Source organism: Arthrobacter sp. AFG20, assembly GCF_002892795.1.
GTDB lineage: Bacteria > Actinomycetota > Actinomycetes > Actinomycetales > Micrococcaceae > Arthrobacter.
Map to the genome: position 1 here is coordinate 131,530 of NZ_PJMC01000010.1, position 20,484 is coordinate 152,013.

Here is a 20,484-nt window from a genome sequence, read left to right on the forward strand (position 1 = left end):
CGTACCGTTTTTGGTGTGGCAAGCATTCGGAAACGCACCAAAAAGGACGGCTCGTCGTCCTACATGGTCTTGTGGCGGGACCCGAAGAGCCGCGAGCAGCAGGGCCTGACAGTTGCCACGATCGTCGAAGCTGAAACCCTGAAGAGGCTTCTCGACGCCAACGGCCAGTCGTTCGAAATCGCGCAGCATGCCATGCTCTCCAACGAGAAGCGCACACCTACCGTTGCTGAAGTCATTCAGGAGCACATCGACCTGCTGATCCGCCCGTCGAGCGGAACCACGAAGACGTACCAGACGATGCTGGACCTGCATATCCGGAACGTCATCGGCCACGTGCCCGTGGACAAACTCGATTACCGGCTGATCGCGCACTGGGTGAAGTCGATGATGGCGAAGGGCAAGGCCCCGAAGACTATTCACAACGTGCATGGCCTGATCTCGGCAGCCATGAATACGGCGGAGATGCTCGGCTACATCACGCGGAACCCCTGCCGTGGGGTGCAGCTACCGGGCGTTGAGAAGGCCGAGGACGAGGCGATGTTCCTTACCCATGCGGAGTTCAGCCTCATCATGGAGGGGATGGGGGAGCGGTACAAGGCCTTCACCAACTTCCTGGTCATGACCGGTACCCGTTTCGGGGAGGCCACCGCCCTATCTGTCGCTGACGTCGACCTGCTCTCGAAACCGCCTACGGCCCGGATCAACAAGGCCTGGAAACGGGACGGCCAGAACCAGTTTTACATTGGGGCGACGAAGACAGGTGCCGGTAAACGGACCATCGGGCTGAACCCCGCGCTTGTGGAATTGCTGATCCCGTTGGTGGCGAGCAGGCCCGGGAAGGAACTTGTGTTCACGACGCCCAAGGGCGAGCGCATCATCCACAAGCTCTACTGGCACCACTACTGGGTGCCTGCCGTTCGCACCGCCCAAGCAATTGGCCTGACCAAGAACCCCCGCATCCACGACCTCCGCCACACCCACGCGTCCTGGCTGATCCAGGACGGGGTGCCCTTGTTCACTATCTCGCGCCGACTCGGGCATGCCTCCACTCGGACTACAGAGCAGGTGTACGGGCACTTGATGCCGGAGGCCCTGCAGGCTGGTGCTGACGCGACTGAGCGGTCGATAACGGCCTTTCTCCGCTGACTGCGTCTACAGTGCGTCGGCCTGGATGCACGGGCAAAAATGCGAGGGTTTGCTCCAGCACGTCTTCGGTCATGTCGCTAAATCCCCCGGAGTGCATGAATCTGAGAAACATGCACCATTCCTTGGGAGTTGTCGTGGACATCGAATTCTTTGAGCCCGCAGAAGCCGCGGCGCTGATGCGCTGCACAGAGTCCTGGTTGCGTGATGGCGCAACTAGTGGACGCTTCCCTCACGCTTGCTGGGGAAAGGGCAAGATCATCTTCACCTCGGAACACATCCTGGAAATCGCCAAGTTGAGTGAGATCCTCCCCGGCAGCACGGGTTCCTCGCTCTCCGGCACTGGGCCCGTGACGAAGGAAAGGCTCATCGGTACTCGGTCCAGAGTCAGACTGGCTACGGCGCGTTGAGCAAACGTGACGTTTCCCGTGAGGGCGATGGTTCGAACAGTTGAGGCAACCAATGGCACCCGTAGCGGACCCCGGAGAGTACTAATGGCGCGGACGTGTGGCAGGCGCCACGGACCCGGTTACCTGCGGCAGGTGGTGGTCAAAGCTAGCGTGGAACAACGCCCTGTAACCAAAAGGACCATTAAGACCACCTGTTCTCCCGCCGAAGCCCTGGCCGCTGTCATCGCAATGATGCTGGCTGGGTCATTAGTAGGTTGTGACGCCGCAGCCAACGCTTACGAAATCATCGAGGCTGCTCCAGGCGCCGCCGCCGCTGCGCCGGCCGCTGTAAGTGACGCCGTCAAGGCCCTTGTACAACTGGAGAGCATGCGGGTGAAGGGGCGCGCTCCGAAGACCGGCTACACCCGCGATGAGTTTGGGCCGGCGTGGGCTGACGTTGACCGCAACGGCTGCGATACCCGCAATGACATTCTCGCCCGCGACATGACGAACGAGACGTTCAAGTCAGGCACCAACAACTGCGTGGTCGTGACAGGAAGGCTGGCGGACAAGTACACCGGCACCACCATTAACTTCACCCGCGGACAAGACACCAGCTCCGATGTCCAGATCGACCACATCGTCGCTCTCAGCGACGCCTGGCAGAAGGGCGCACAGCAGCTCAATGAGGTCCGGCGCAAGGAACTTGCCAATGATCCGCTGAACCTTATGGCCGTCGACGGTCCAACCAACAGCGCCAAAGGCGACAAAGACGCTGCCACGTGGCTGCCTCCGAACGAGGCTTTCCGGTGCGAGTACGTCACCCGCCAAACTGCTATCAAAGCGAAATACAGTCTTTGGCTCACGCAGGCCGAGTGGGACGCAATCGTGAGGACACTGAAAGGCTGCATTGGATGAGGGCACGAAGCGCCACCTAGTTGATGACTACGTTCATAGGCCGTTAAGGAGATCTACGGCGTACAGCATGAGCTCAGCCGCATTGGTTTCGTTGAAGAGGTGCTCCTCGACACCTTCGTGTCTCGGACGACAGCACATAGGCACACCCGCGTCACATAGGCATGGTCTCCGATCCTGGTTGTAATCTTCGACTAGACATCTAATTGGGGGAATCATGCAGTTCAAACCTGCCGCCGGGATCTTCGTAGGCGGCGTCACAATGTCTATCTGTGCGCCGCTCCTCAGCAGCGCATCGGGTTTCTTCGCGACCATGGCATTCGCTCCGGGCGATCAGTCCCTGGCAAGCATCTTTACCGCCATTGCCGTGCTCGGTGGCATCCTGGCCCTGATCGGGTTCATCATGGTCGTAGTTGCTACCTACCGAGCCTTGGTGAAGATCGACGCACTCCCGATTGCCCCCACAGCACGTCCCCGAGAGCCCTGGCCAACAGATCGTTAGCCCTGGCGAACGGGCTTGAGGTCAGCTCGTATAGTCACGAGCTCCACGAACCATGTGCACGTTGTTCGGCGATAAAGGCTCCGAGGGTCGGTTCGTAGGGCTGCTGCATCGAAGGCCGCACATTCCTTGCTCATACGCTCCTAAACTTCCCCAGCGAGCGTCCCAGCCAGGCAGATAGCCGCTTTGTTCGTGGCTTGATCCCGGCCGGCAATTTCCGGTTCAGGTCCCAGGACTTCACTTCTTCAGCCTCCCAAATTTCGAACTGATCGTCGGCACGGTTGCCGTGCCTGTACTCTGCTTCCTCCCAGAAGACGGGCAGCGCGTCCAGGAACACCACGTGCCGGCCATCGGGCAGGTCCAGTTGAGGAATCAGGTCATCGGGGCGCTCGGTCAGGACCCAGCCGGTGAAGTCCCGGCCCTTGATGACCTTCCAGCCACCGGCAACGAACACGCCATGCCGCGGCACTGTTCCGCTTTTCAAGACGCTGAGGGCCATGTCGGCGAAGCCTTCCAGGACAGCTTCGTCTCCGGCCTCCACACCCACGAAAAGTTCGACGGCGTGGTGGCGGGCGTCCGGGCCGTACGGGCTGGCGCCCGCGGAGGCGTAGAAGTGGACGCCCCGGCGGCTGGTGCCGGCGGGCCATTCGAAGACTCCCAGCTGCTGACGATGAAAGAGTGCAGCAGCCGGTCCGGGTTTTCGTCGAGGAACATACCTTGACATCGGGCTACTAGTTCGTGGATATGGGTCACTTGAACCCTCGCGGACGCAATGACGGAAAGGCTTCACCTTCACCGGCCCGTGTTTCTGACGTTCAGTCTTGACGGAACGTCGACGTCTGCTGGTTCGAGCTCGGGACGGACCCTGCGGAACCTCAGGGAATGCCGGAACGATTGGCCGGACCAAGCCGCGTCGGCAAGGACCTCAACGACGACGGGATCAACGAGCGTCAGCTCGGTCGGTGACGCGTCACGATTGAAGCGGTCCAGGGTTGTGCCCTTCACCACCGATGGCCAGGGGTGGATTCCCGCGGGCGGCCGCAACCAGGGGGCAAGTGCCCTGCTGTCAGCAGGTTTCAACGTGGAGCTGCGGCCGACGATTCGCAGCTCGCCATCGATAGGCAGCCCGGCCACGATCTCGGTCGGTCGCTCCATGGGTCCGATGACGGCAGCGCAAATGACGTCCACCTCTGAGACGTGCTTGGCCTTAAGCCAGATTCGTTTCCCGCCCATGTAGGCCTGACGGCTGCTCTTGGCCATCAGTCCTTCCATGCCAGCCCCGGCAAGACCTTCGAACCACTGGTGTGCGAGGTCCCGTTCAGTCGTTTGAGGGGATAGCGAGAGCGGGGGAGCCCAGACCGTTGCCAGCTCCTCCAGCAGGGTGCGACGATCCGCCAGCGTCAGGTCCCTGGCGTCGTGTCCGGCTACACCGAGAATGTCGAAGCAGACAAAATGGACCGGGCTCTCTGCAGCCATAGATTGCAGTCTCTCCCTTCCTGCGGACAACCTGCGCTGGAGGGCTTCAAAGTTCAACCTCCCCTCTGACCACACCACAGCTTCGCCATCGACTACGCAACCAGGCAGAACCATGGACGCTGCCGCCTCTGCCAGGTCCGGAAAATACCGTGTCAGCTCTTTGCCCTGGCGCGACCATATGCCCACCCGGTCGCGGTCCCGAAAAATTAGGACCCGGTAGCCGTCGAACTTCGGCTCGAAAAGCATCTGACCAGGCAACGCTGCAGGCGGAGGAACGCCCTTCACAGCCTTCGCCAACACCACCTCCAGCGGCGGGTGAAGCGACGGAGGAATTACCTGACCAGGCTCTGCCATGCCCTCAGAATAGGCCTTTCTGTGAGGATGCAATATTTAAAAGGGTGCGCTGATGAATCTGAGCGCTGGTCGATTTGTCGCTACCCGTATTTGCACGACGTGTGAAGGGCGAATGGTCTTCGGAACTCAATATGCCCCTGCGGAGCGTGACATACAACGTGGTGGCTCAAGTGGATGGCGGCCTGCAGAACGCAATCAACTTGATAAGGGACAACAACTGACACTTGGCCGCAGTGAAGGGCCACACCACGTCCACGCTCGCTGGAGCGCGCCGGGCTTTTTCCGCAGAACGAGTGGCAGAACCGGTACAGGGGAACGGATAAGAAGCGACTCAAGAACCGATAGAAAGACCCCCGTGAAGCAGAGTATATTCACCCGCGTGCCCCAGCTCGCCAAGGCCAACCTGAACGCCCTCGTGGACTCCGCGGAAGACCCGCAGAAGATGCTGGACCAGATGGTCCGCGAATACTCGAACAACATCCGCGAGGCCGAGGCCCCCGTCGGCCAGACCATCGGCAACCTCCAGATGGCCGAGGACGACCACGCCCGGGCCGTGAACGACGCCAACACCTGGGGCAACAAGGCGATCGCGCCTCCCGGAAGGCCGACGAGTTCCGCGCCGCCGGGAAAAGTGTCGACGCCCACAAGTTCGATGCCCTCGCCAAGGTCGCCCTCGGCCAGTAGATGACCGCCGAATCCACCGCCAAGGCCCAGGAGCCGAACCTGGCAGCGCAGAATCAGGTCCTCGACAAGCTCAAGGGGGCACGACCAGATGCGGGACAAGCTGCCGAGCTGACCGCAAAGCGCAACCAACTGGTCAACTCGCTCGCTCCCGCGTCGCCGCCCCACAGTCCCAGGTCCACGATGCGCTCAAAGCCCTGGACGCCGGATGCCCGACCTCTGCCGTCGGCCGGTACGAGGAGAACATCCGCCGCCAGAAAGGCACCTCCTGGGCCAGCAGGAACTCGCCACCTCATCCCTGGAGGCGCAGTTGGCCTCCCTGGAAGACCTCGGCGAGCAGACCGAAGTGGAAGCACGGCTCGCAGCTCTCAAGTCCATCGACCGGAAGGCCATCGACTACTAGGACGCACCGCCTTCTTCTGATTTTGTTGTGCTGCTTGGTGCCTTAGGCATCTTCACGTTCCGGATTTTCCAGTCGGAAAAAGTTGGACTGGTTTCCGTCGCTTCGCTGCTCTTGATAGATGAAATTGAGTCGGCGGGCATCAAATGTGTTGAACCATTCCTCCCAGCTGACGCGGCGCAGGTTCTTGTCCTCGCCGCCAAAATCGATGCGCAGAACGCCCAGGTGGTCACCATGCTCCGTGCCCTCAACGGTTGCCGGAGTGCCACCGCGTTCTTCAGCCCACTGCCTGATGACCTCGCGATGAGTGGTCGCTAAGCTGCGGCCTTCGCGTTCAGCCTCATCCTCCGTCGAAGTAATTTCCTGCGAATACTTCAGTGACTTGGAGGAGGCTTCGCCATGCCGGATCTTGCCGCCTTCCGGACCGGCGCCCAAGTCCTCCGGATCAGTATCCTCACCTTTGCCTCTGCTGGCTCCGCCTGCCTTCGATCGGGCGTTGACCACTTCCTTCACCAGGTCTTCCTTGCGCATCCCGGATGCGCCGGCAATGTTTTCCTCCCTGGCCTCCTGGCGGAGTTCGTCCACCTTCATCTTGCGCAGCTCGGTTTCGCTCACATCCGGGGTGTTCGGAGTATCGTTGCCCGGTGTATCAGCGCCATGCTGCTTGCTGCCGCCTTTCCGACCGGTGCTCACGTCGTCCGTATCCGAACCGTCACCTTGGTCTTCGTCCCCATTGCCCTTCGATCGGGCGTTGGCGACTTTCTTCACCAGCTCTTCCTTGCGCATCCCGGATGCGCCGGCAATATTTTCGTCCCTGGCCTCCTGGCGGAGTTCGTCCACCTTCATCTTGCGCAGTTCTGTTTCGCTCACATCCGGGGTGTTGGGCGTCTGATTACCAGGCTTGTCGCTCATAGCATTCCTCCTCTGACGGGACCAGCAAAATAATAAGGCTGCTTACTGTCTAGTCCGTGTCGGGAACGCCGTCAAGCTTGCATCTAGTGTGAAAGCCGTCGACCATACTGATGTAGCTCTGGACATGTCCAGAGCGGAGGCGTTCAATTGAAGCTGGGGCGTCTGCGGTGCTCCGGTGGCAGCTGTCGATGGCAGCCACGCTTGCTGTCCGCTGCGAGGAGGGGGCGGTATGGACCAGCAAAAATCGGATGAACAGGGGCCAGCGCAGGTTGCGGCTGCGGCGTTCGTATCACTGCGGCTACCCAGCCACCTGACGCTGGAGAGGCTCATCGTAATCGTGGCTGTCCGACGACGGCGTCGAATCGAGATCGAAGCCACGACGATCCTCAACGGCACGTCCGTCTGCGGTCTCTGGTTGTCGACGGATACTCGGGAAATCATTTTGCACGCCGTCACGGACTCAGCGCTCCATAGGCAGCAGTTCATCCTTCATGAACTTGGACACATGATCCTGCGCCACGATGAGCTGGGAATTTCCTCCGACTATGCAGCCAGCCTCTTTCCCAATCTTGACGGAGAGATGGTGTCGCGAGCTTTGGCACGGAGCAGCTTCGTCGACGATCTGGAGGCCGCAGCTGAGACTCTCGCTGATCTTCTTGCCGGCGCTATCCGCGACAGCACCATGGAGCCAAGGTCATTTGAACAGGTCTTCGGGTGATCCAGGCAGTCGCGGCCACGGTCATCTGGGGCCTCGTCCTGTGCTTGCTGCCCGGCGCGCGCACGAGGAAAGACCACAGCATCCTCGTTGCCGCCCTCGCGATCGCAACCGCGCTCACCCTGAACGTCGATCCAATCTATCTCGCGGGTGATCGAGCCCTCGGCGGCCACAACCTCCTGGATCTCCTCGCGAACATTTTGATGGTCGTGGGAATCTACTTCCTTTCCCAGGCGATCCTCCGGGCCGCAGAGCTTAATGATGCACCTGTGTGCAGAGACCGTCGCGGCCTCCTAATTTTGGGTTTAGTCTCCGTGGGGCTGGTCCTTGCATTCCTCTGCATTGAAGCACCGGCGTCCTCAACAAAATTCATGTTGGATTACGGGGACCAGCCTGCTGCCGCCCTCTATTCGGCGATCCAGTTTGTCTACATCGGGGTGGTCGTCGGCGTGACCGGATACGTGTGCTTCAGATTCCGACGGCGGATGGCCGCTTCCTACTTTCGCGTCGCCTTCACCCTCATTGGCATTGGCTGCTTCCTCGCTCTCGTCGTAGTGTTCTCAGTCTTGGGAATGGACCTAGCCCATCTTCTCGGAGACCACTCGACCATGCAGCAGTTGGCTGCCATCTACGACACCAGTTTTGTCGGGGCGATGTTGTTCCTGTGTGCTGGACTGGCCCTGCCGCCAGTAGCACGCCGGATCGTCCAGCGAACGCAACAGAGGACTCAAGCTGACTTACTCGAAGACCTCTCATCCACTTGGGAGAAAGCAACAGCTACCCGCAAAGATGGACGCTTGGTGACGCCCGTTGGAGTCATTGAGCGGGGGGACCCAGAGACGCGGCGGCTTCATCGGATGCTCGTCGAGATCGAGGATGCTCTCCTGATGGATCCCGCGGCTGCTAAGTTGCTGGATGAAGCTGATTTTCAAACATTAACTCGCACAGAGAATTACCTCGCTTCCCATAGGGACACGCAGGGTGGTCGATTGGACACGACGCGACGGGGGAGGGGAAAGAACCCAAGTGGCAGATGATGCCGTAGAACCCCTGGAGCCGCCGCAGGCCAGGCTCGCTCGCAAGATCAATCTCTTGCTGGATTTGTATGAGTCCCGAGGAGCAGGGCCCTTGTCCTACAGGGAAGTCAGCGAAGCTATGTCCCAACATGGCACGCCGTTGTCGCGGTCAAGATGGGCCTACATGCGGAGCGGTGACAGCTCCCTGGCTATGGACAAGGGTCTGCTGCAGAACCTTGCGGCATTCTTCGGCGTGGATCGCCGATACCTTCTTGATGACTCAACAGAGATACCGGAACTCGTGGAAGCCCAACTCAACCTCCTTAGGTCGATGCGGGAGGCTCGCGTGAAAAATTTCGCAGCAAGGCAATTGCAGGATTTGTCTCCCGAGACGCTGGCGCGACTTAGGGAGGTCATTGACAAGCATGTCAGGAGCGCAGATGAAGACTCCTAAGATGCTGCGCCTTCTCACCATTGCAGCCGTATGCGCATCTTCAGTGACGTTCTTGGGAGCTGCCTACTTTGCGCGCAGGGTGGTCGTGCCGAGCACTTCACGACGGGAGGATCTTTCCATCAGGAAAGTCTTCTCCGGCGAGGATGGATCCCTGAGGATTGAACTGCCAGCGACCCCATTAACCAGAGCACCAGGCCGCTACAGCTTGTGGTTCGGCAACGGCAAGGGCCATGCCTGCATTGGTGCTGTCGTAGACGAAGGCACGAATGCGGGAACAGTGACTCGGCTCGTGGAGCGAGTCGACTCCGGTGACATACACGCTGCTACCGCCGGCATTTGGAGCGGGTACGCATACTCCAAACCAGAGCAACTGGGCCTGCCTTTTGAGGACGTGGAGATTCCGGTCGACGGCGGTATGGCACCAGCATGGAAATTCGCGCCCACGGTCGCCGGTCCAGTGTCTTCGACGTGGGCCATCCACGCGCATGGAATGGGTGGAAAACGAGCCGGCGCCCTTCGCGGTGTTCCTGTTGCGAGCAGACTCGGCATCACATCGCTGGTCGTGTCGTTCCGGAACGACGGCGAAGCGCCGCCGTCGAAAGATTCCCGGTACTCCTTGGGCCAGAACGAGTGGTTGGATGTCGAAGCGGCTATTAGGTACGCCGTGGACCACGGCGCAGAGCGGCTCGTATTCTTTGGATGGTCTCTTGGCGGTTCCATGGCTCTGCGTGCAGCAAACCTCTCAGCCCATTCTGATCGGATCATCGGCCTGGTGCTGGTGGCTCCCGTCCTGGATTGGACTGAGACCCTAACGTCTAACGGGAGCGCCAGTGGATTGCCGAAAGTTATTGCCAAGGCTGGGCTGAGCATGTTGGGTTCGAAAGCAGGCCGCTGGGTCACGGGCCTCAAGCAATCCATTGACCTCTCCGCGCTGAACTGGGTAACCCGCGCCGGTGACCTCAAGACGCCGACCCTCATATTGCATGGGATCGACGATAAATCGACACCGGTCACAGTCTCTGAGCGATTCGCTGAGCTACGACCCGACCTCGTTCAGTTGGTTCGGTTCAAGGTTCCGGGACATTCACTCGAGTGGAATGCCGACACCGAGAGGTGGGAGTCATCCGTTACGCGGTTCCTGAAGTCGCTGCCCGCGGATTGAAACGAAGCCGCAAGGTCTGCAAGTTCCCTTTCGACCTCATCCGGCCGCGCTGTGTACGTTCCCGACCCGAGGATGACTACGCCTGCTTCGCATAAAAGACTCAGATGCTTGCGTATGGAGGAAACAGACACGTCGAGGGCTGCAGCGACTTCGCGGCAGGTCGCCGGGCCATGGGTGAGCAAATAGCGAATGAGGCGGCTTCGCGTCCGGTTCATCAGGATGTTCGCCATGAAGACCACAATCAAGTGACGAGGGAATCGCTTGTAGCCCGCTGTAGACGGGTCTACAGCAAAACGATACGCTCATGCACATACGGATGGAAGGACGAAGCCCCGCTTATTGCATGTGGGGTTGGCCAAGGCAATACTGGGCACAATTAGTGACTCACTGACGATAGTCATGTCTGGTCTGGGAGGTGAAGCGTGTCTGGAGACGACAAAGGTCTCAAAGGCGCGGAACTGTCTCCCCAAGCCGAACTTGCACGCCGCCTAAACTTGCTGCTCGACGTCGTCGTTGCAGAGCGAGGACAACCCGTCACATTCCGCGAAGTCCAGCAAAAGCTGGCGGAGAAGGGCATCAAGCTTTCCAGGGCCCGCTGGTTCTACATGAAGGACGGCACAGGCAGGCTGGTGAGCGACCCGGCGCTACTGGGCGCCTTGTGCGACATCTTCAATGTGGATCCGGCATATCTGATGGGCAGCGACGCCGCAGATCTTCCCGAGCGCATCGATTCCCAGCTTGAGTTTGTGAAATCTCTCCGCGCTGCGAGAGTGAAGACGTTCGCGGCCCGCACCCTTGGCGACGTATCACCAGAGACACTTCGGGCGATCACGGAGTATCTGAACAAGGACATCAGCCGCCGGCCAGAAGGGGAGAGGGCCGAGGCCGGTCCGCGGTTAGACGCGGACGAGGCGCCGGAGCGCGCCGACTAAACGTCGGGCTCATCTTTCCAGCCCACTGCGGCTACTTTTCCATCAAGTACTTGAGGTGGGCGTCGAGGAGTTCCTTGATCCGGATAGGGTTCGCCGAATACCGCGGTGACCGTCCCTGCCTACGCCCAGGCTCGACGTCGACCATGACCACACCGGCCTCTTCGAGTGCGGTCAGATGCTTGGCCACGCTGGGATCGCCCGCGCTGACAGCAGCGACGATGTCTCCGCGCGTCGCCGGCCCGCTGGCCGTGAGGAATCGAAGAATTTCGTTTCGCGCCCGGTTGCCGAAGGTTGCGACGGCAGCTTCGACGTCGGCCGACCAGGCGGCATCGTGAGGCTGCGTAATTCTCGGCATAAAGTCATTCTTCCCGAAGGCAGCGCAAAAAGTAAGAACAGCACTCTTGACGATACTTTAGCTATCGTCGACAATAATTCTTGTAGCTTCTTCTGATCGTTGTTGGATCTTCGCATCCACTAACTGGGGTGGCCGTTTGCGCGACTCTGCGAACTACTCGATCTGAACAGTCAAAGCGGTGAAGCCATGGAGATTGAGGCCAAGGCGTATCAATCTACAGAAGGACCAGAGACGGTCGCTGACGTTGATGTCTCATTGCGAAGCGCACCTCCGCCGGGAGAACCCGTCATCCAGATCGACCAGATCATGGTCGCGGTCGATGGGGTGCACCGTTACGTCACTTCTCGGCTCGCGCGTATCGGGCGATCCTGCGATGTGGACGATGTCATGCAGGACATCCGGGTCGCCGTTTGGGACGGGGTTGCGCGTGGACGCTACCGGGAGCTGCCCGGTATCCCGTTTGAAGCGTGGGTCCAAGGTGTCTGCAATAAGATCTGCGCTGCCCACATCCGGCGCGAGCTTAGCCATCAAACGTTGCCCTTGCTTGTTGACTTCACGACGACGGAAAGCTCTCCGGAGCTTCTTGCTGTCGTCCATGCCGGTGCAGCAGGAAACGACGTCGAGAACTATGTTGATCAGGCCTGGGCACACGCCATGCTCGGCCTGGTCCAGCGCAGCGTAAGCGAGGAAACCTGGAGGCTTGCCGTATCCAGCCTCACAGGGCCGAGACATTACGGACCTCCGTCTCCCAAGGACCGGCGTCGCTGGCATGCCGTAACCGTCGTTCGTCAGACCGCTAAGACAATCAACACGGCATTGAACTGCCACCCCGAACCCGGACTAGGCGTCGACGATCTCTGCCGGTGCGCTGCCAACTGCCTTCCCACAAACATTCTTCGAAGCGTCGCGGAGACTATCGTCCGTCCGGGCCTGCGGGGACTGGATAGGTCCGTTCAGATGGCCGCTCTGGCTTGTGAACTCGGCGTCACTGAGAGGTACATCGCGGTGAATATCGGATTTGCCCGGCAGCTGTACCAGGCAGCTTGGCGCGTGCTTCAGCACGAAGTTCATAGACCGGCTCTGTAGGTCGTGGGTTCGGACATCGGTTTGGACGATGAATTGGTTCCGTAGAGTTAGCCGCCGGGAGTGGCTGGCGGCAGGGCTGGTTGCCCTGCTCATGATTAGTGCGGTCTTCCTACTTTGGCCTGCCAATAGCCCCAGCGAACCGGTCCCTCCGACCACGTCCGCAACCGCGCCTTCAGGGGCTAAGCCATCAGGCACTGCCACTGCACCAGGCGATACGTCCGGTGTTCCTAACGAGGCGCTCGCTACGGCGGAGGCAACGCCGGATGCTTTGCCACGTACCCGCGATTACCGGGCGCTCGCTGTAGCGGCAGCAAAGGGAGTCTATAGCTGGGACAGCCGTTCGTCGTCGTACTCGGATATATATGCCAGGGTGCGGTCCTGGTGGGAGTTGCTGCCTGATGGATCCAATCCCTTATCTGTGCTGGTTCGAGAGTTTGAAGGGACAGGCGTGACAGCGGGGACGTTCACCACCCTGGCAGACCGGTCCGCTCGCCGAAGCGGCACCGCTGAATTCCTGCGCTGCGATCTCGAGTTGGCCAAAGTTCAGGAGTATCCGGCCCCGTGGGAGGGCCTTCACGTGTGCACGGTGACGGTGCAAGTTGTGGACGAGTCCAGCAACGGCAAAAGTGCCTATGCGGCACCCGTTACGGTGATGGTCAACTGTCCTCCTGCCACCACCGCTCCATCTGGACGCTGCGCCATGGTTGCCTTCTACGCAACCGCAGAGAGAATCGTTTACTAGTGGCTGGACTGGTGGCCGTCGCAGGCTTCATGCGGCGCCGGGCATTGGTGAAGGCCGTATCGGCTGCCGCTTTCCTCGCTCTGATAGTTGGCGCCATGGCATTTGCCGGAGGCGTGGCGGCGCTAACGGGTATGGCGCGCCAATCCGCAGTCGCCTGTACACCAGTGGGATCCGAGGTGGCCACTGCCCCTAACGTCACTGGTGCCGGTTTGGAAGTTCGGAACGCCGGACGCTTGCTCTACGAGCTGACGCCTCGTCAGGAGAGCGTTGCACGGACATACATCGCGGTCGGCAAGCAGCTTGGAATACCGCGCTCCGGGCAGATCATCGCCATCATGATGGCGCTGCAGGAGTCAAGCCTGCGTATGCTCGCGAACCCCAGCGTGCCAGCTTCCCTACATTTCCCCAATGACGGCCTCGGACGTGACCACGACTCGATCGGTTCGGCCCAACAACGTCCGGCGGCAGGCTGGGGGACCGTTGAGCAACTGATGGATGCCTCCTATAACGCGCGTGCCTTCTTCGGCGGGCCGTCGGGACCGAATCAGGGCAGTCCTCGAGGACTGCTGGATATTCCCGGTTGGCAGACAATGGACAAAGGTCTGGCGGCCCAAGCCGTCCAGGTGTCTGCTTTTCCTGAACTGTATGCACGTTGGGAGCCGGCGGCCACGGCAATCGTGGCTGCGCTTGAGGGCGGCACTGCTCCTGCCTCTTGTGCAGATTCCTCGCCAGCGCCTCGGCCTACGGGATCTTCAGGTAACTTGAGCCAGCTACGGCAGGACATTCTGAAGTTCACCAAAGAAGGTTTGGGCGGAAGATATGTGTGGGGAGGGACTGCCTTCAAAGCCTGGGATTGCTCCGGCTATGTGCAGTGGATATACAGGCAAGCCGGAATCGAGCTGCCCCGAGTAGAACAGTGGCGCGTTGGTGTCCGAACAGAGGATCCCCAACCAGGGGACCTCGTGGTTCAAAACCCGCAGGGGCCGGATAACTGGGGTCACGTCGGCATCTACGCGGGTGACGGCCTGATGTGGAGTGCCCTCAACCCGGCGGTAGGGACACTGCTGCACCCCGTCAATTGGAATCCTGGCGCGGCCTACTTCGACCTGCTAAGGCGCTGAGTACATCTAGCCTGAACGTTCGGCCACAGGTAGCCCTTGTGCTGACCCTCTCACGGGAGTCTTGCTTGCGACCGCCGGAAGGCTAGCTAGCCTTTCGGAGCTACTAATTCACCACCTGCAGCGCATGAACGATGATGGCACTTGCTTCGCCAACTGCTGGAGGGCAACCGGCGCCCGCATCGCTGCAGCGGGTGCACAGGAAGCGTCTCGAGCTCGGGCGGCGGTGCAAGGGCACGACCTGGTGTATCTGCTCGACGCGAATAAGAAGCTCAGTAAGCATGCGGCACGCTAAAGAATCCTCTTGCCGGCCAAGGGCGCCCCAATGCCGTTATTTATGTCTGATAGTCCTGGGCCAGGACAATCCCTAGGAGCACATTCGAGCGGCATGTTGCTACGTTGAATATGAAACCTACAATCGTATTCACCCGCTAGGAGTCTGTTCGCCTGAGTCTTCTTGCGCTTCTTTTCGAAGTGCTTCAATCAGTTCTTCGATTTCGTCCACTGGAATGTCGCCGACCCCCAAGAAGTTGAACAGCAATTGCCCACCGTTGCCCAGTTCGAAGTCCGCTAGATCCATATTGAACAGCCCGAGTCCCAGCCGGGGTGTCTTCTTTGCCGGTGCACCCATGATGCTGAGTCCGAACGGCCCCATTGCCCTAAGCTCCTCGTGGACGGCCCATCCTTTCCACGAATTGATACCTTGACCGACTTCGATGCCGCCGAGGTCGAATTCTTCCTTCCGCCCAATCATGGAAATTAGGCTGTACTGCGTCCACGTAAGTCGCTCAGCGGTGTTGATCATCCAAACGGCCGTTTCCAGAGGGATCTCGTCGTGATAAGCAATCTGCGCGAGAAGACAGCCCAAATACTCAAGTTTCCTCTCCTGCGGCTCACGTTGGGCGGCGATGAGGACTGCCTCCACGACTTCTTCTCCTGGGCTTGGAAACCCCTTGCTACTTGACCAAAAGCCATCGTTTCGCACTCGGCCGCCATCATCTTGAATCTGCTTCATAGATTCCATGGCGAAGATCATCACAGCCCCAAGCCGATGCTCTTCCTTGCGACTCATTATTCGATTCGCGAGATCGTGCGCGACGCCAGCGACTACAGGGCCGGCGGCAGCACCGATATACGCAGCTTCCGGTCCGGCGGCACTAAGCAACATACCGATGCCTACTGCACTGACATCCCCAAGCGAGTCGGTCGCGCGAGCGATTATTTTTTCAAGTCTTCCATCCGGCATATCCAAGATATACATCACGTGTTCGGAAATCGCCGGGAGACGTAGTGGGCAAGTGTCATCTCCACTTCACACACCTGAGAACCCATCGCTACTAGAATCGAGCGACTAAAACTTCTGCGGCAAGAAAGTGAGACGAAAGGTTTAGTCGAACTGTTCTGGCGACGGAATGAAAGTCATGTCGCTCCGCACCGCGGCCTCCATGAACCCGTGAGCTCATCTGCTCACTCCATGGAATACAACGGACGGAGCACCAATGTTTTTCGCAGCGGTGGACCCGGGGATCACCCCGAACGCGAGCTTTCCCTTTCTGGAATCGCTCAAACAGATAGGCGGCGGCATCCTCGTCGGCGCCTTCATCATCATTGCCATCGTGGCGATCATCGGTGCCGCGATGCTGCTGGCCGGCAAGCTTAGCCAGTCGTCGCGCCTTGCCTCCGGTGGGGGAGTGATCCTCCTGTGGACAGGTCCGGTGGCTGCCATTCTCGGCGGCATCAACGGCTACATCCTCTGGTCGCAGACCGCCTTCCCACTCGGGTTCTAAGTCATGCCCGTTGAGTGCGACCTCAATGGATGGTGGCCGCCCGGCTGCGGTTTGGTCTCACAAACGAACGACAACGCCATGGGCGCAGTCACGTCCCTCTTCGCCAACATCCTCCAAAACATGGCCTCCTGGCTTTGGGCCTTTATTACCGGCGCCTTCTCTGTATCGAACGTCGACGACTCCCAGTGGCTCTCCATCGAGGGTCTGACGAGCTGGTGGGTCGTCGTCATGATGACGCCCCTCGTCGTCGTGATGATCCTCCAGGTCCTGTCGGGCCTGATCAGCCAGCAGCCGAGACGGATCGGCCGCGCGATGCTCGGCGGCGCAGCCGCCATTCCACTCGTCGGGGCTGCCGTCTATCTTGTTCGGCAACTCACGCGGGCGAGTGACTTAGCCTCAGCCGCCTTGCTCGAATCGATTGGCTCGGACCCATACCTCGTGTTCATGAGGCTTTTTGGATTCGAACGGGCACCAGAAGGAAGTGGTCGAGAATGGAACTTGGTCTCGCTGGCACCTGGGACGACAGGGGGCCCAGTCGGAGCCGTCGTCGTCACAGTGATGGCAGTTATTGTCGTGTGGATCCTTGCCTTCATCCTGATGTGCTCAATGATCTTCCGTTCCTTTGCGCTCGTCGTGTTAGCGGCCGTCGCGCCGGTGGCCCTGATGCTGCTGCCCTGGGACAAGACAAAATCCTGGGCACGCCGCTGGTGCGAGGTGGTCATTGCCCTGGTGTTGGCGAAACCCTTAGCAGGAACGGTCTTGGCCGTTGCGGTGAAGCTCTTTGCAGAGTCCAAGTCCTTTGCCGGATTGGCAGCCGGAACGGTGGGTATGGCGCTTGCCTGCGGCGCCCCTTTGATGGCCCTGCGCTTGGTTAGCTTCGCGGGCGGGGAACTCGCGGCAGCGGCCCAAACGGCCGGCGGGGGCCATGTTCTGTCCCGCAGCAGTAGTGTGGCGGCTCGGCAGATCAGTAGGCAGACAGGGGGCCGCCTTACACTCGCGAGCCTGGTAAGTCGTTCTGCAATGACTCGCCCCATCAGCTCAAGCCGCAGTATTTTCCCGACTCAAGCGCTGGCACCCGCTGTCCGGTCCGGGATGCCGTCGAACCAAGGCGACGGGGGCCAATTGTCCCTGAGAAGCGGGCCCTCGACAGGAGCTCCGAACACCCTGCACTCACCAGGGTCGCAGCAGGGGTTGGTGCGCGTAGATCCTCACGAAAAAGGCGGGACTGCCCCAGCAAACGCGCGGCAGGCCTCAGTCGGAGGCGCCGAACCGCGAGCGCATCCCAACGAAAGCGCACCGGACCCTTCGAGGGCGCGGCCTCCGAAACCCCAATCACCAAGAATCAACCCTCCGAACGGAGGTACCCCACATGTCTGAGGACGCGCGTGCCCTTGAGGCCGTCAAATTCCCGAGGTACGAGCGCCGCGGCTTCTTCCTTGGCCTCAAGTGGTATCAGTTGCTGATCGTCGCAGGGGGAGGGGCGGTTGCCATCGTGGCTTCTGCGAGCAGTGGGCCGGTCGGTCTGTTCTCCTCCGGGCCCCTATGGCTTGGGCTTATGCTGCTCGGGCTCCTCCAGTATTCCCGAATCCCTTATCCGGTATGGGCGAAACAGCTCGCTTTGTTCTTCTACAGGGCCGCGGTGGGACAAACCCGGTTCCTTGCAAGACCCACGGCTCCACAGCTTGCTGGTCGGCTCGCTCTGCCCGGCGGCCTCGGCAACCTGGAGATCAGAACAACGGCCGGTGGAGAATGCTTCGTGGTCGATCGCCACGGCAGGGAGGCTATCGCGGTGCTGCGCTGCAGCACGCGGTCCTTTGCACTCCTGGATGCGGATGACAAAGCCTGGGCGGTCCAGGCCTGGTCGCGTGTGCAAGCGGGCATGGCCCAGCGGCCAGGCGTAGCAAGAATCGCGGTCCAGGATTACACGTTGCCCTACCCGTCGTCGGCGCTCTGGGAGTTCTACAAAGACAACGCCCCGCCGGCACAAGCCGACGAGAAGGCTGCGTGGGGACAACGCGCGTATGAGGACTTGCTCGGTGCAGCCGGATCAACCATGAGCCACGAACTCCTCGTGGCGGTAGTCCTGGACACAAGCAAGGCTCGACGGCGGATCAAGGAGTCCGGCGGAGGGCTGGTAGGCCTGGAACGCGTCCTGCGGCTGGAAGTCGAGGCGATGAAAACGTCGCTGGGTACCCACAGCGTGAAGGTGGACGAGTGGATTGGCGAACCCGGACTGCTAACCATCATCGGTGCCGCATTCGATCCCGCTGCTTTGCCGGCTGCTAAAGCGCCGGCGGCGGAAGCCCCGCCGTCGGACGAGCCGGCAAGTAAGGCGATGGATACCCTCCACCGCCACGGCCCGATGGCAGTTGAGGAACACTGGACCTACCTGCGGACCGACACCGGGTTCCACCAGACTTTCTGGATCGCTGAATGGCCGCGCCAGAAGGTCTTCCCGGGCTTCCTGCACCCCTTGATCTATGTGGGAGAATTCCGCCACACGTTCACGGAAGTTATACGGGCAGTGCCTACCGCGGAAGCCCTCCGTGACATCCGCTCCGCCCAGGAGGCGCATGAAACCCGTCGCCGTATTAATGCCCGCTTCGATAGGCCTCTCACCCGTGAGCAAAAGGCCGAGGAAGAAGAAGTGATCCAGAGGGAGGAAGAGATCGTCGCCGGCCATGGTGACGTCCGCCCGGCTGCCTACATTACGGTTACCGCGACTTCGCTCGAGGACTTGGCACGGCATCGCCAGGAACTTGAGTCCGCTGCCGCAGGAGCATTCGTTGAGCTTCGGCTTCTCTACGGACAGCAATGGGCCGCGTTTGTCGCCGGCAGCCTGCCGCTTGGGAGGGGACTGCGTTGAAACAAGCATTGAAAAGCTTCGAGTATCTACCGTCGGGAAAGAACCGACCGCAAGGGAAAGCACGACGGCGGCCCGCGCCACCTGCCGCAGGGTGGGCGAGTGCCGGGGAAGGCAAGAAGCAGCGCGACCCCCAGGGGCTTCGCCTCGCGGGTGACTGGGGGAGTAACGAGCCAAACTCGCTGCGGGGTCCGCATCGGTTACGGCCCGCGCCCCACCGTGCATCGACCATGACGTTTGCGGCCGCCTACCCGTTCCTTACAGAGTCGGGGCTTGGACACGAGGGAACCTACATCGGCACCGACGTGTTCGGGTCGGGGGCCTTCTCCTACGATCCATGGATCCTGTACGACAAGGGGGTCATCAGCGGCCCCTCCATTGTTGTGATCGGGACGGTTGGCACCGGCAAGTCAATGTGCGGCAAGTCGTTGGTAACGCGGTCAATCACCCTAGGACGAAAGGCAGCTGTCGCGTCTGACCCCAAGGGCGAGTGGGTTGCGGTAGCGGAGGCTGTTGGCGGCAAAGTCATATCCATTGGCCCGGGCCGCCCTGCAAGGGTGAATCCCCTCGACGCCGGTCCCCGCTCCACTGCCCTTACAGAGGCTCAGTGGCAAGCGGTGGTGAGGCAACGCCGTCGCTATCTCCTGGGGGCCTTGGTTTCACTCATGCGGCAGGGCACGCCCCTTCGGCCTGTGGAGCACACGGCCTTGGACATCGCACTCATGGAAACCATGAGAGAGAACTCAAACCCAACCCTGCCCATGGTGCTGGACCACCTCCTCAAGCCGTCGAAGGAGATGACCGCCCTGGTCGGCTCAGACGGAGCAACCGCCGTCAGCCATTCCCTGCGACGTACAGTGTCCGGTGATCTCGAAGGGATGTTCGACGCACCATCCACGGTGGCCTTCGACGCAGACGCTCCCATGATGGTGATGGATACGTCAGCACTGATCGGCGCATCCGAGCAGGCGCTTTCGCTGGCCGCAGCGTGCGGCGCCACGTGGTTGGAAGCGGCCATCACCAATCCCGACGGCGGGAAGCGGCTTGTGGTGTACGACGAGGGTTGGCGGATGCTCGCAGATCCGTACATGTTGGCAAAGATGAGCGAGCAGTGGCGACTCGCCAGAACCTACGGGATCGCGAACCTGCTCATCATGCACAAGGTCGCGGACCTGAACGAGATCGGTGACAGCACGAGTGGACACAGGCAGAAAGCCCTGGGCCTGCTGACTGAGGCTGACACCAGGGTCATTTACCGGCAGAAGCACGATGCGATGCGCCTGACCAAGGAAGCGCTCGGCCTGACCGAAGCTGAATGCGAGCATGTTGAGAACCTTCCGAAGGGTGTCGGGCTCTGGAAAGTGGGCAACCGCTCCTTCATCGTTGCCAATCGAGTGACCACTGACGAGCTTGCCGTTTTCGGGACAGATGACAGGATGCTGTGAGACGGCCAGCGAGCTCGCGGGCGGCAAGCGACAACCCTTT

21 protein-coding genes and 1 pseudogene are annotated in these 20,484 nt (G+C 60.5%); 16 read left to right on the forward strand and 6 right to left on the reverse strand.

Translation table 11 applies throughout. The features are described 5' to 3' along the window. The first annotated feature begins 15 nt into the window (after nt 1-15). From CXZ05_RS13515 to CXZ05_RS13530, 4 genes are all read left to right on the forward strand, one after another. Nucleotides 16-1,146, forward strand: coding sequence for a site-specific integrase (locus tag CXZ05_RS13515; protein ID WP_079597060.1), 1,131 nt, complete (start codon nt 16-18; stop codon nt 1,144-1,146). 134 nt (nt 1,147-1,280) lie between these two features. Further along, complete coding sequence (locus CXZ05_RS13520) at nt 1,281-1,553, forward strand: hypothetical protein (RefSeq protein ID WP_139386240.1); 273 nt, start codon at nt 1,281-1,283, stop codon at nt 1,551-1,553. A gap of 150 nt (nt 1,554-1,703) precedes the next feature. Further along, a complete protein-coding gene (locus tag CXZ05_RS13525; RefSeq protein ID WP_254865547.1) occupies nt 1,704-2,450 on the forward strand; it encodes an HNH endonuclease family protein in 747 nt (248 codons plus the stop codon). Nucleotides 2,451-2,664: 214 nt separating this feature from the next. After that, on the forward strand, nt 2,665-2,949 hold the full coding sequence (locus tag CXZ05_RS13530) for a hypothetical protein (protein WP_079597058.1): 285 nt from the start codon (nt 2,665-2,667) through the stop codon (nt 2,947-2,949). 130 nt (nt 2,950-3,079) lie between these two features. On the opposite strand, the gene CXZ05_RS13535 is transcribed toward CXZ05_RS13530, so the two are convergent. Further along, a complete protein-coding gene (locus CXZ05_RS13535; protein ID WP_079597057.1) occupies nt 3,080-3,670 on the reverse strand; it encodes a suppressor of fused domain protein in 591 nt (196 codons plus the stop codon). A gap of 68 nt (nt 3,671-3,738) precedes the next feature. Further along, nucleotides 3,739-4,776, reverse strand: a complete 1,038-nt coding sequence (locus tag CXZ05_RS13540; RefSeq protein WP_079597056.1) for an ATP-dependent DNA ligase — start codon at nt 4,774-4,776, stop codon at nt 3,739-3,741. A 355-nt stretch (nt 4,777-5,131) separates the two neighbouring features. On the opposite strand from CXZ05_RS13540, the pseudogene CXZ05_RS13545 reads away from it, so the two are divergent. Next, nucleotides 5,132-5,860 (forward strand): annotated as a pseudogene (locus tag CXZ05_RS13545) (PspA/IM30 family protein). A 42-nt stretch (nt 5,861-5,902) separates the two neighbouring features. Here the strand turns inward: CXZ05_RS13545 and CXZ05_RS13550 are convergent. After that, complete coding sequence (locus CXZ05_RS13550) at nt 5,903-6,769, reverse strand: Rho termination factor N-terminal domain-containing protein (protein WP_079597055.1); 867 nt, start codon at nt 6,767-6,769, stop codon at nt 5,903-5,905. A 229-nt stretch (nt 6,770-6,998) separates the two neighbouring features. Between CXZ05_RS13550 and CXZ05_RS13555 the strand changes: the two genes are divergently transcribed. From CXZ05_RS13555 to CXZ05_RS13570, 4 genes are read left to right on the forward strand one after another with little or no spacing between them, the layout of a single operon-like run. After that, nucleotides 6,999-7,487 carry a hypothetical protein gene (locus CXZ05_RS13555; RefSeq protein WP_079597054.1) on the forward strand — a complete coding sequence of 163 codons (489 nt, stop codon included), beginning with the start codon at nt 6,999-7,001 and terminating at the stop codon, nt 7,485-7,487. Next, nucleotides 7,484-8,521: a hypothetical protein gene (locus CXZ05_RS13560; protein WP_079597053.1), complete on the forward strand. Its 1,038-nt coding sequence runs from the start codon at nt 7,484-7,486 to the stop codon at nt 8,519-8,521. Before CXZ05_RS13555 ends, CXZ05_RS13560 begins: the two co-directional genes overlap by 4 nt. Beyond that, nucleotides 8,511-8,954, forward strand: coding sequence for a hypothetical protein (locus CXZ05_RS13565; protein WP_254865546.1), 444 nt, complete (start codon nt 8,511-8,513; stop codon nt 8,952-8,954). The genes CXZ05_RS13560 and CXZ05_RS13565 overlap by 11 nt, the downstream gene beginning before the upstream one ends. Continuing rightward, nucleotides 8,941-10,116 (forward strand): S9 family peptidase, encoded by a 1,176-nt coding sequence (locus tag CXZ05_RS13570; protein ID WP_176156840.1) that lies wholly within the window; start codon nt 8,941-8,943, stop codon nt 10,114-10,116. Before CXZ05_RS13565 ends, CXZ05_RS13570 begins: the two co-directional genes overlap by 14 nt. Here the strand turns inward: CXZ05_RS13570 and CXZ05_RS23700 are convergent. Continuing rightward, on the reverse strand, nt 10,008-10,346 hold the full coding sequence (locus CXZ05_RS23700) for a helix-turn-helix domain-containing protein (RefSeq protein ID WP_079597051.1): 339 nt from the start codon (nt 10,344-10,346) through the stop codon (nt 10,008-10,010). The genes CXZ05_RS13570 and CXZ05_RS23700 overlap by 109 nt on opposite strands. A gap of 192 nt (nt 10,347-10,538) precedes the next feature. On the opposite strand from CXZ05_RS23700, the gene CXZ05_RS13580 reads away from it, so the two are divergent. Continuing rightward, nucleotides 10,539-11,048, forward strand: a complete 510-nt coding sequence (locus tag CXZ05_RS13580; RefSeq protein WP_231454644.1) for a hypothetical protein — start codon at nt 10,539-10,541, stop codon at nt 11,046-11,048. Between the two features lie 31 nt (nt 11,049-11,079). Here the strand turns inward: CXZ05_RS13580 and CXZ05_RS13585 are convergent, their stop codons facing one another. Then, nucleotides 11,080-11,403 (reverse strand): helix-turn-helix transcriptional regulator, encoded by a 324-nt coding sequence (locus CXZ05_RS13585; protein WP_079597050.1) that lies wholly within the window; start codon nt 11,401-11,403, stop codon nt 11,080-11,082. Between the two features lie 186 nt (nt 11,404-11,589). Here CXZ05_RS13585 and CXZ05_RS22855 point away from each other — a divergent pair, with 186 nt between their 5' ends. Then, nucleotides 11,590-12,489 carry a sigma factor gene (locus tag CXZ05_RS22855; RefSeq protein ID WP_079597049.1) on the forward strand — a complete coding sequence of 300 codons (900 nt, stop codon included), beginning with the start codon at nt 11,590-11,592 and terminating at the stop codon, nt 12,487-12,489. Between the two features lie 741 nt (nt 12,490-13,230). After that, on the forward strand, nt 13,231-14,352 hold the full coding sequence (locus CXZ05_RS23430) for a C40 family peptidase (protein ID WP_079597047.1): 1,122 nt from the start codon (nt 13,231-13,233) through the stop codon (nt 14,350-14,352). 421 nt (nt 14,353-14,773) lie between these two features. Here CXZ05_RS23430 and CXZ05_RS13610 read toward each other — a convergent pair whose 3' ends face one another. Further along, nucleotides 14,774-15,610 carry a hypothetical protein gene (locus CXZ05_RS13610; protein WP_139386238.1) on the reverse strand — a complete coding sequence of 279 codons (837 nt, stop codon included), beginning with the start codon at nt 15,608-15,610 and terminating at the stop codon, nt 14,774-14,776. 238 nt (nt 15,611-15,848) lie between these two features. Between CXZ05_RS13610 and CXZ05_RS13620 the strand changes: the two genes are divergently transcribed. From CXZ05_RS13620 to CXZ05_RS13635, 4 genes are all read left to right on the forward strand, one after another. Further along, nucleotides 15,849-16,136: a hypothetical protein gene (locus tag CXZ05_RS13620; protein ID WP_056084497.1), complete on the forward strand. Its 288-nt coding sequence runs from the start codon at nt 15,849-15,851 to the stop codon at nt 16,134-16,136. A gap of 78 nt (nt 16,137-16,214) precedes the next feature. After that, entirely contained in the window at nt 16,215-17,513 is a 1,299-nt protein-coding gene (locus CXZ05_RS13625; RefSeq protein ID WP_176156839.1) for a type IV secretion system protein, read from the forward strand. Further along, complete coding sequence (locus CXZ05_RS13630) at nt 17,506-19,002, forward strand: SCO6880 family protein (RefSeq protein WP_079597042.1); 1,497 nt, start codon at nt 17,506-17,508, stop codon at nt 19,000-19,002. Before CXZ05_RS13625 ends, CXZ05_RS13630 begins: the two co-directional genes overlap by 8 nt. Before the next feature lie 227 nt (nt 19,003-19,229). After that, the gene (locus tag CXZ05_RS13635) at nt 19,230-20,444 is read left to right on the forward strand and encodes a hypothetical protein (RefSeq protein ID WP_079597041.1); all 1,215 of its coding nucleotides are present in this window, start codon (nt 19,230-19,232) and stop codon (nt 20,442-20,444) included. The last annotated feature ends 40 nt before the right edge of the window (nt 20,445-20,484 follow it).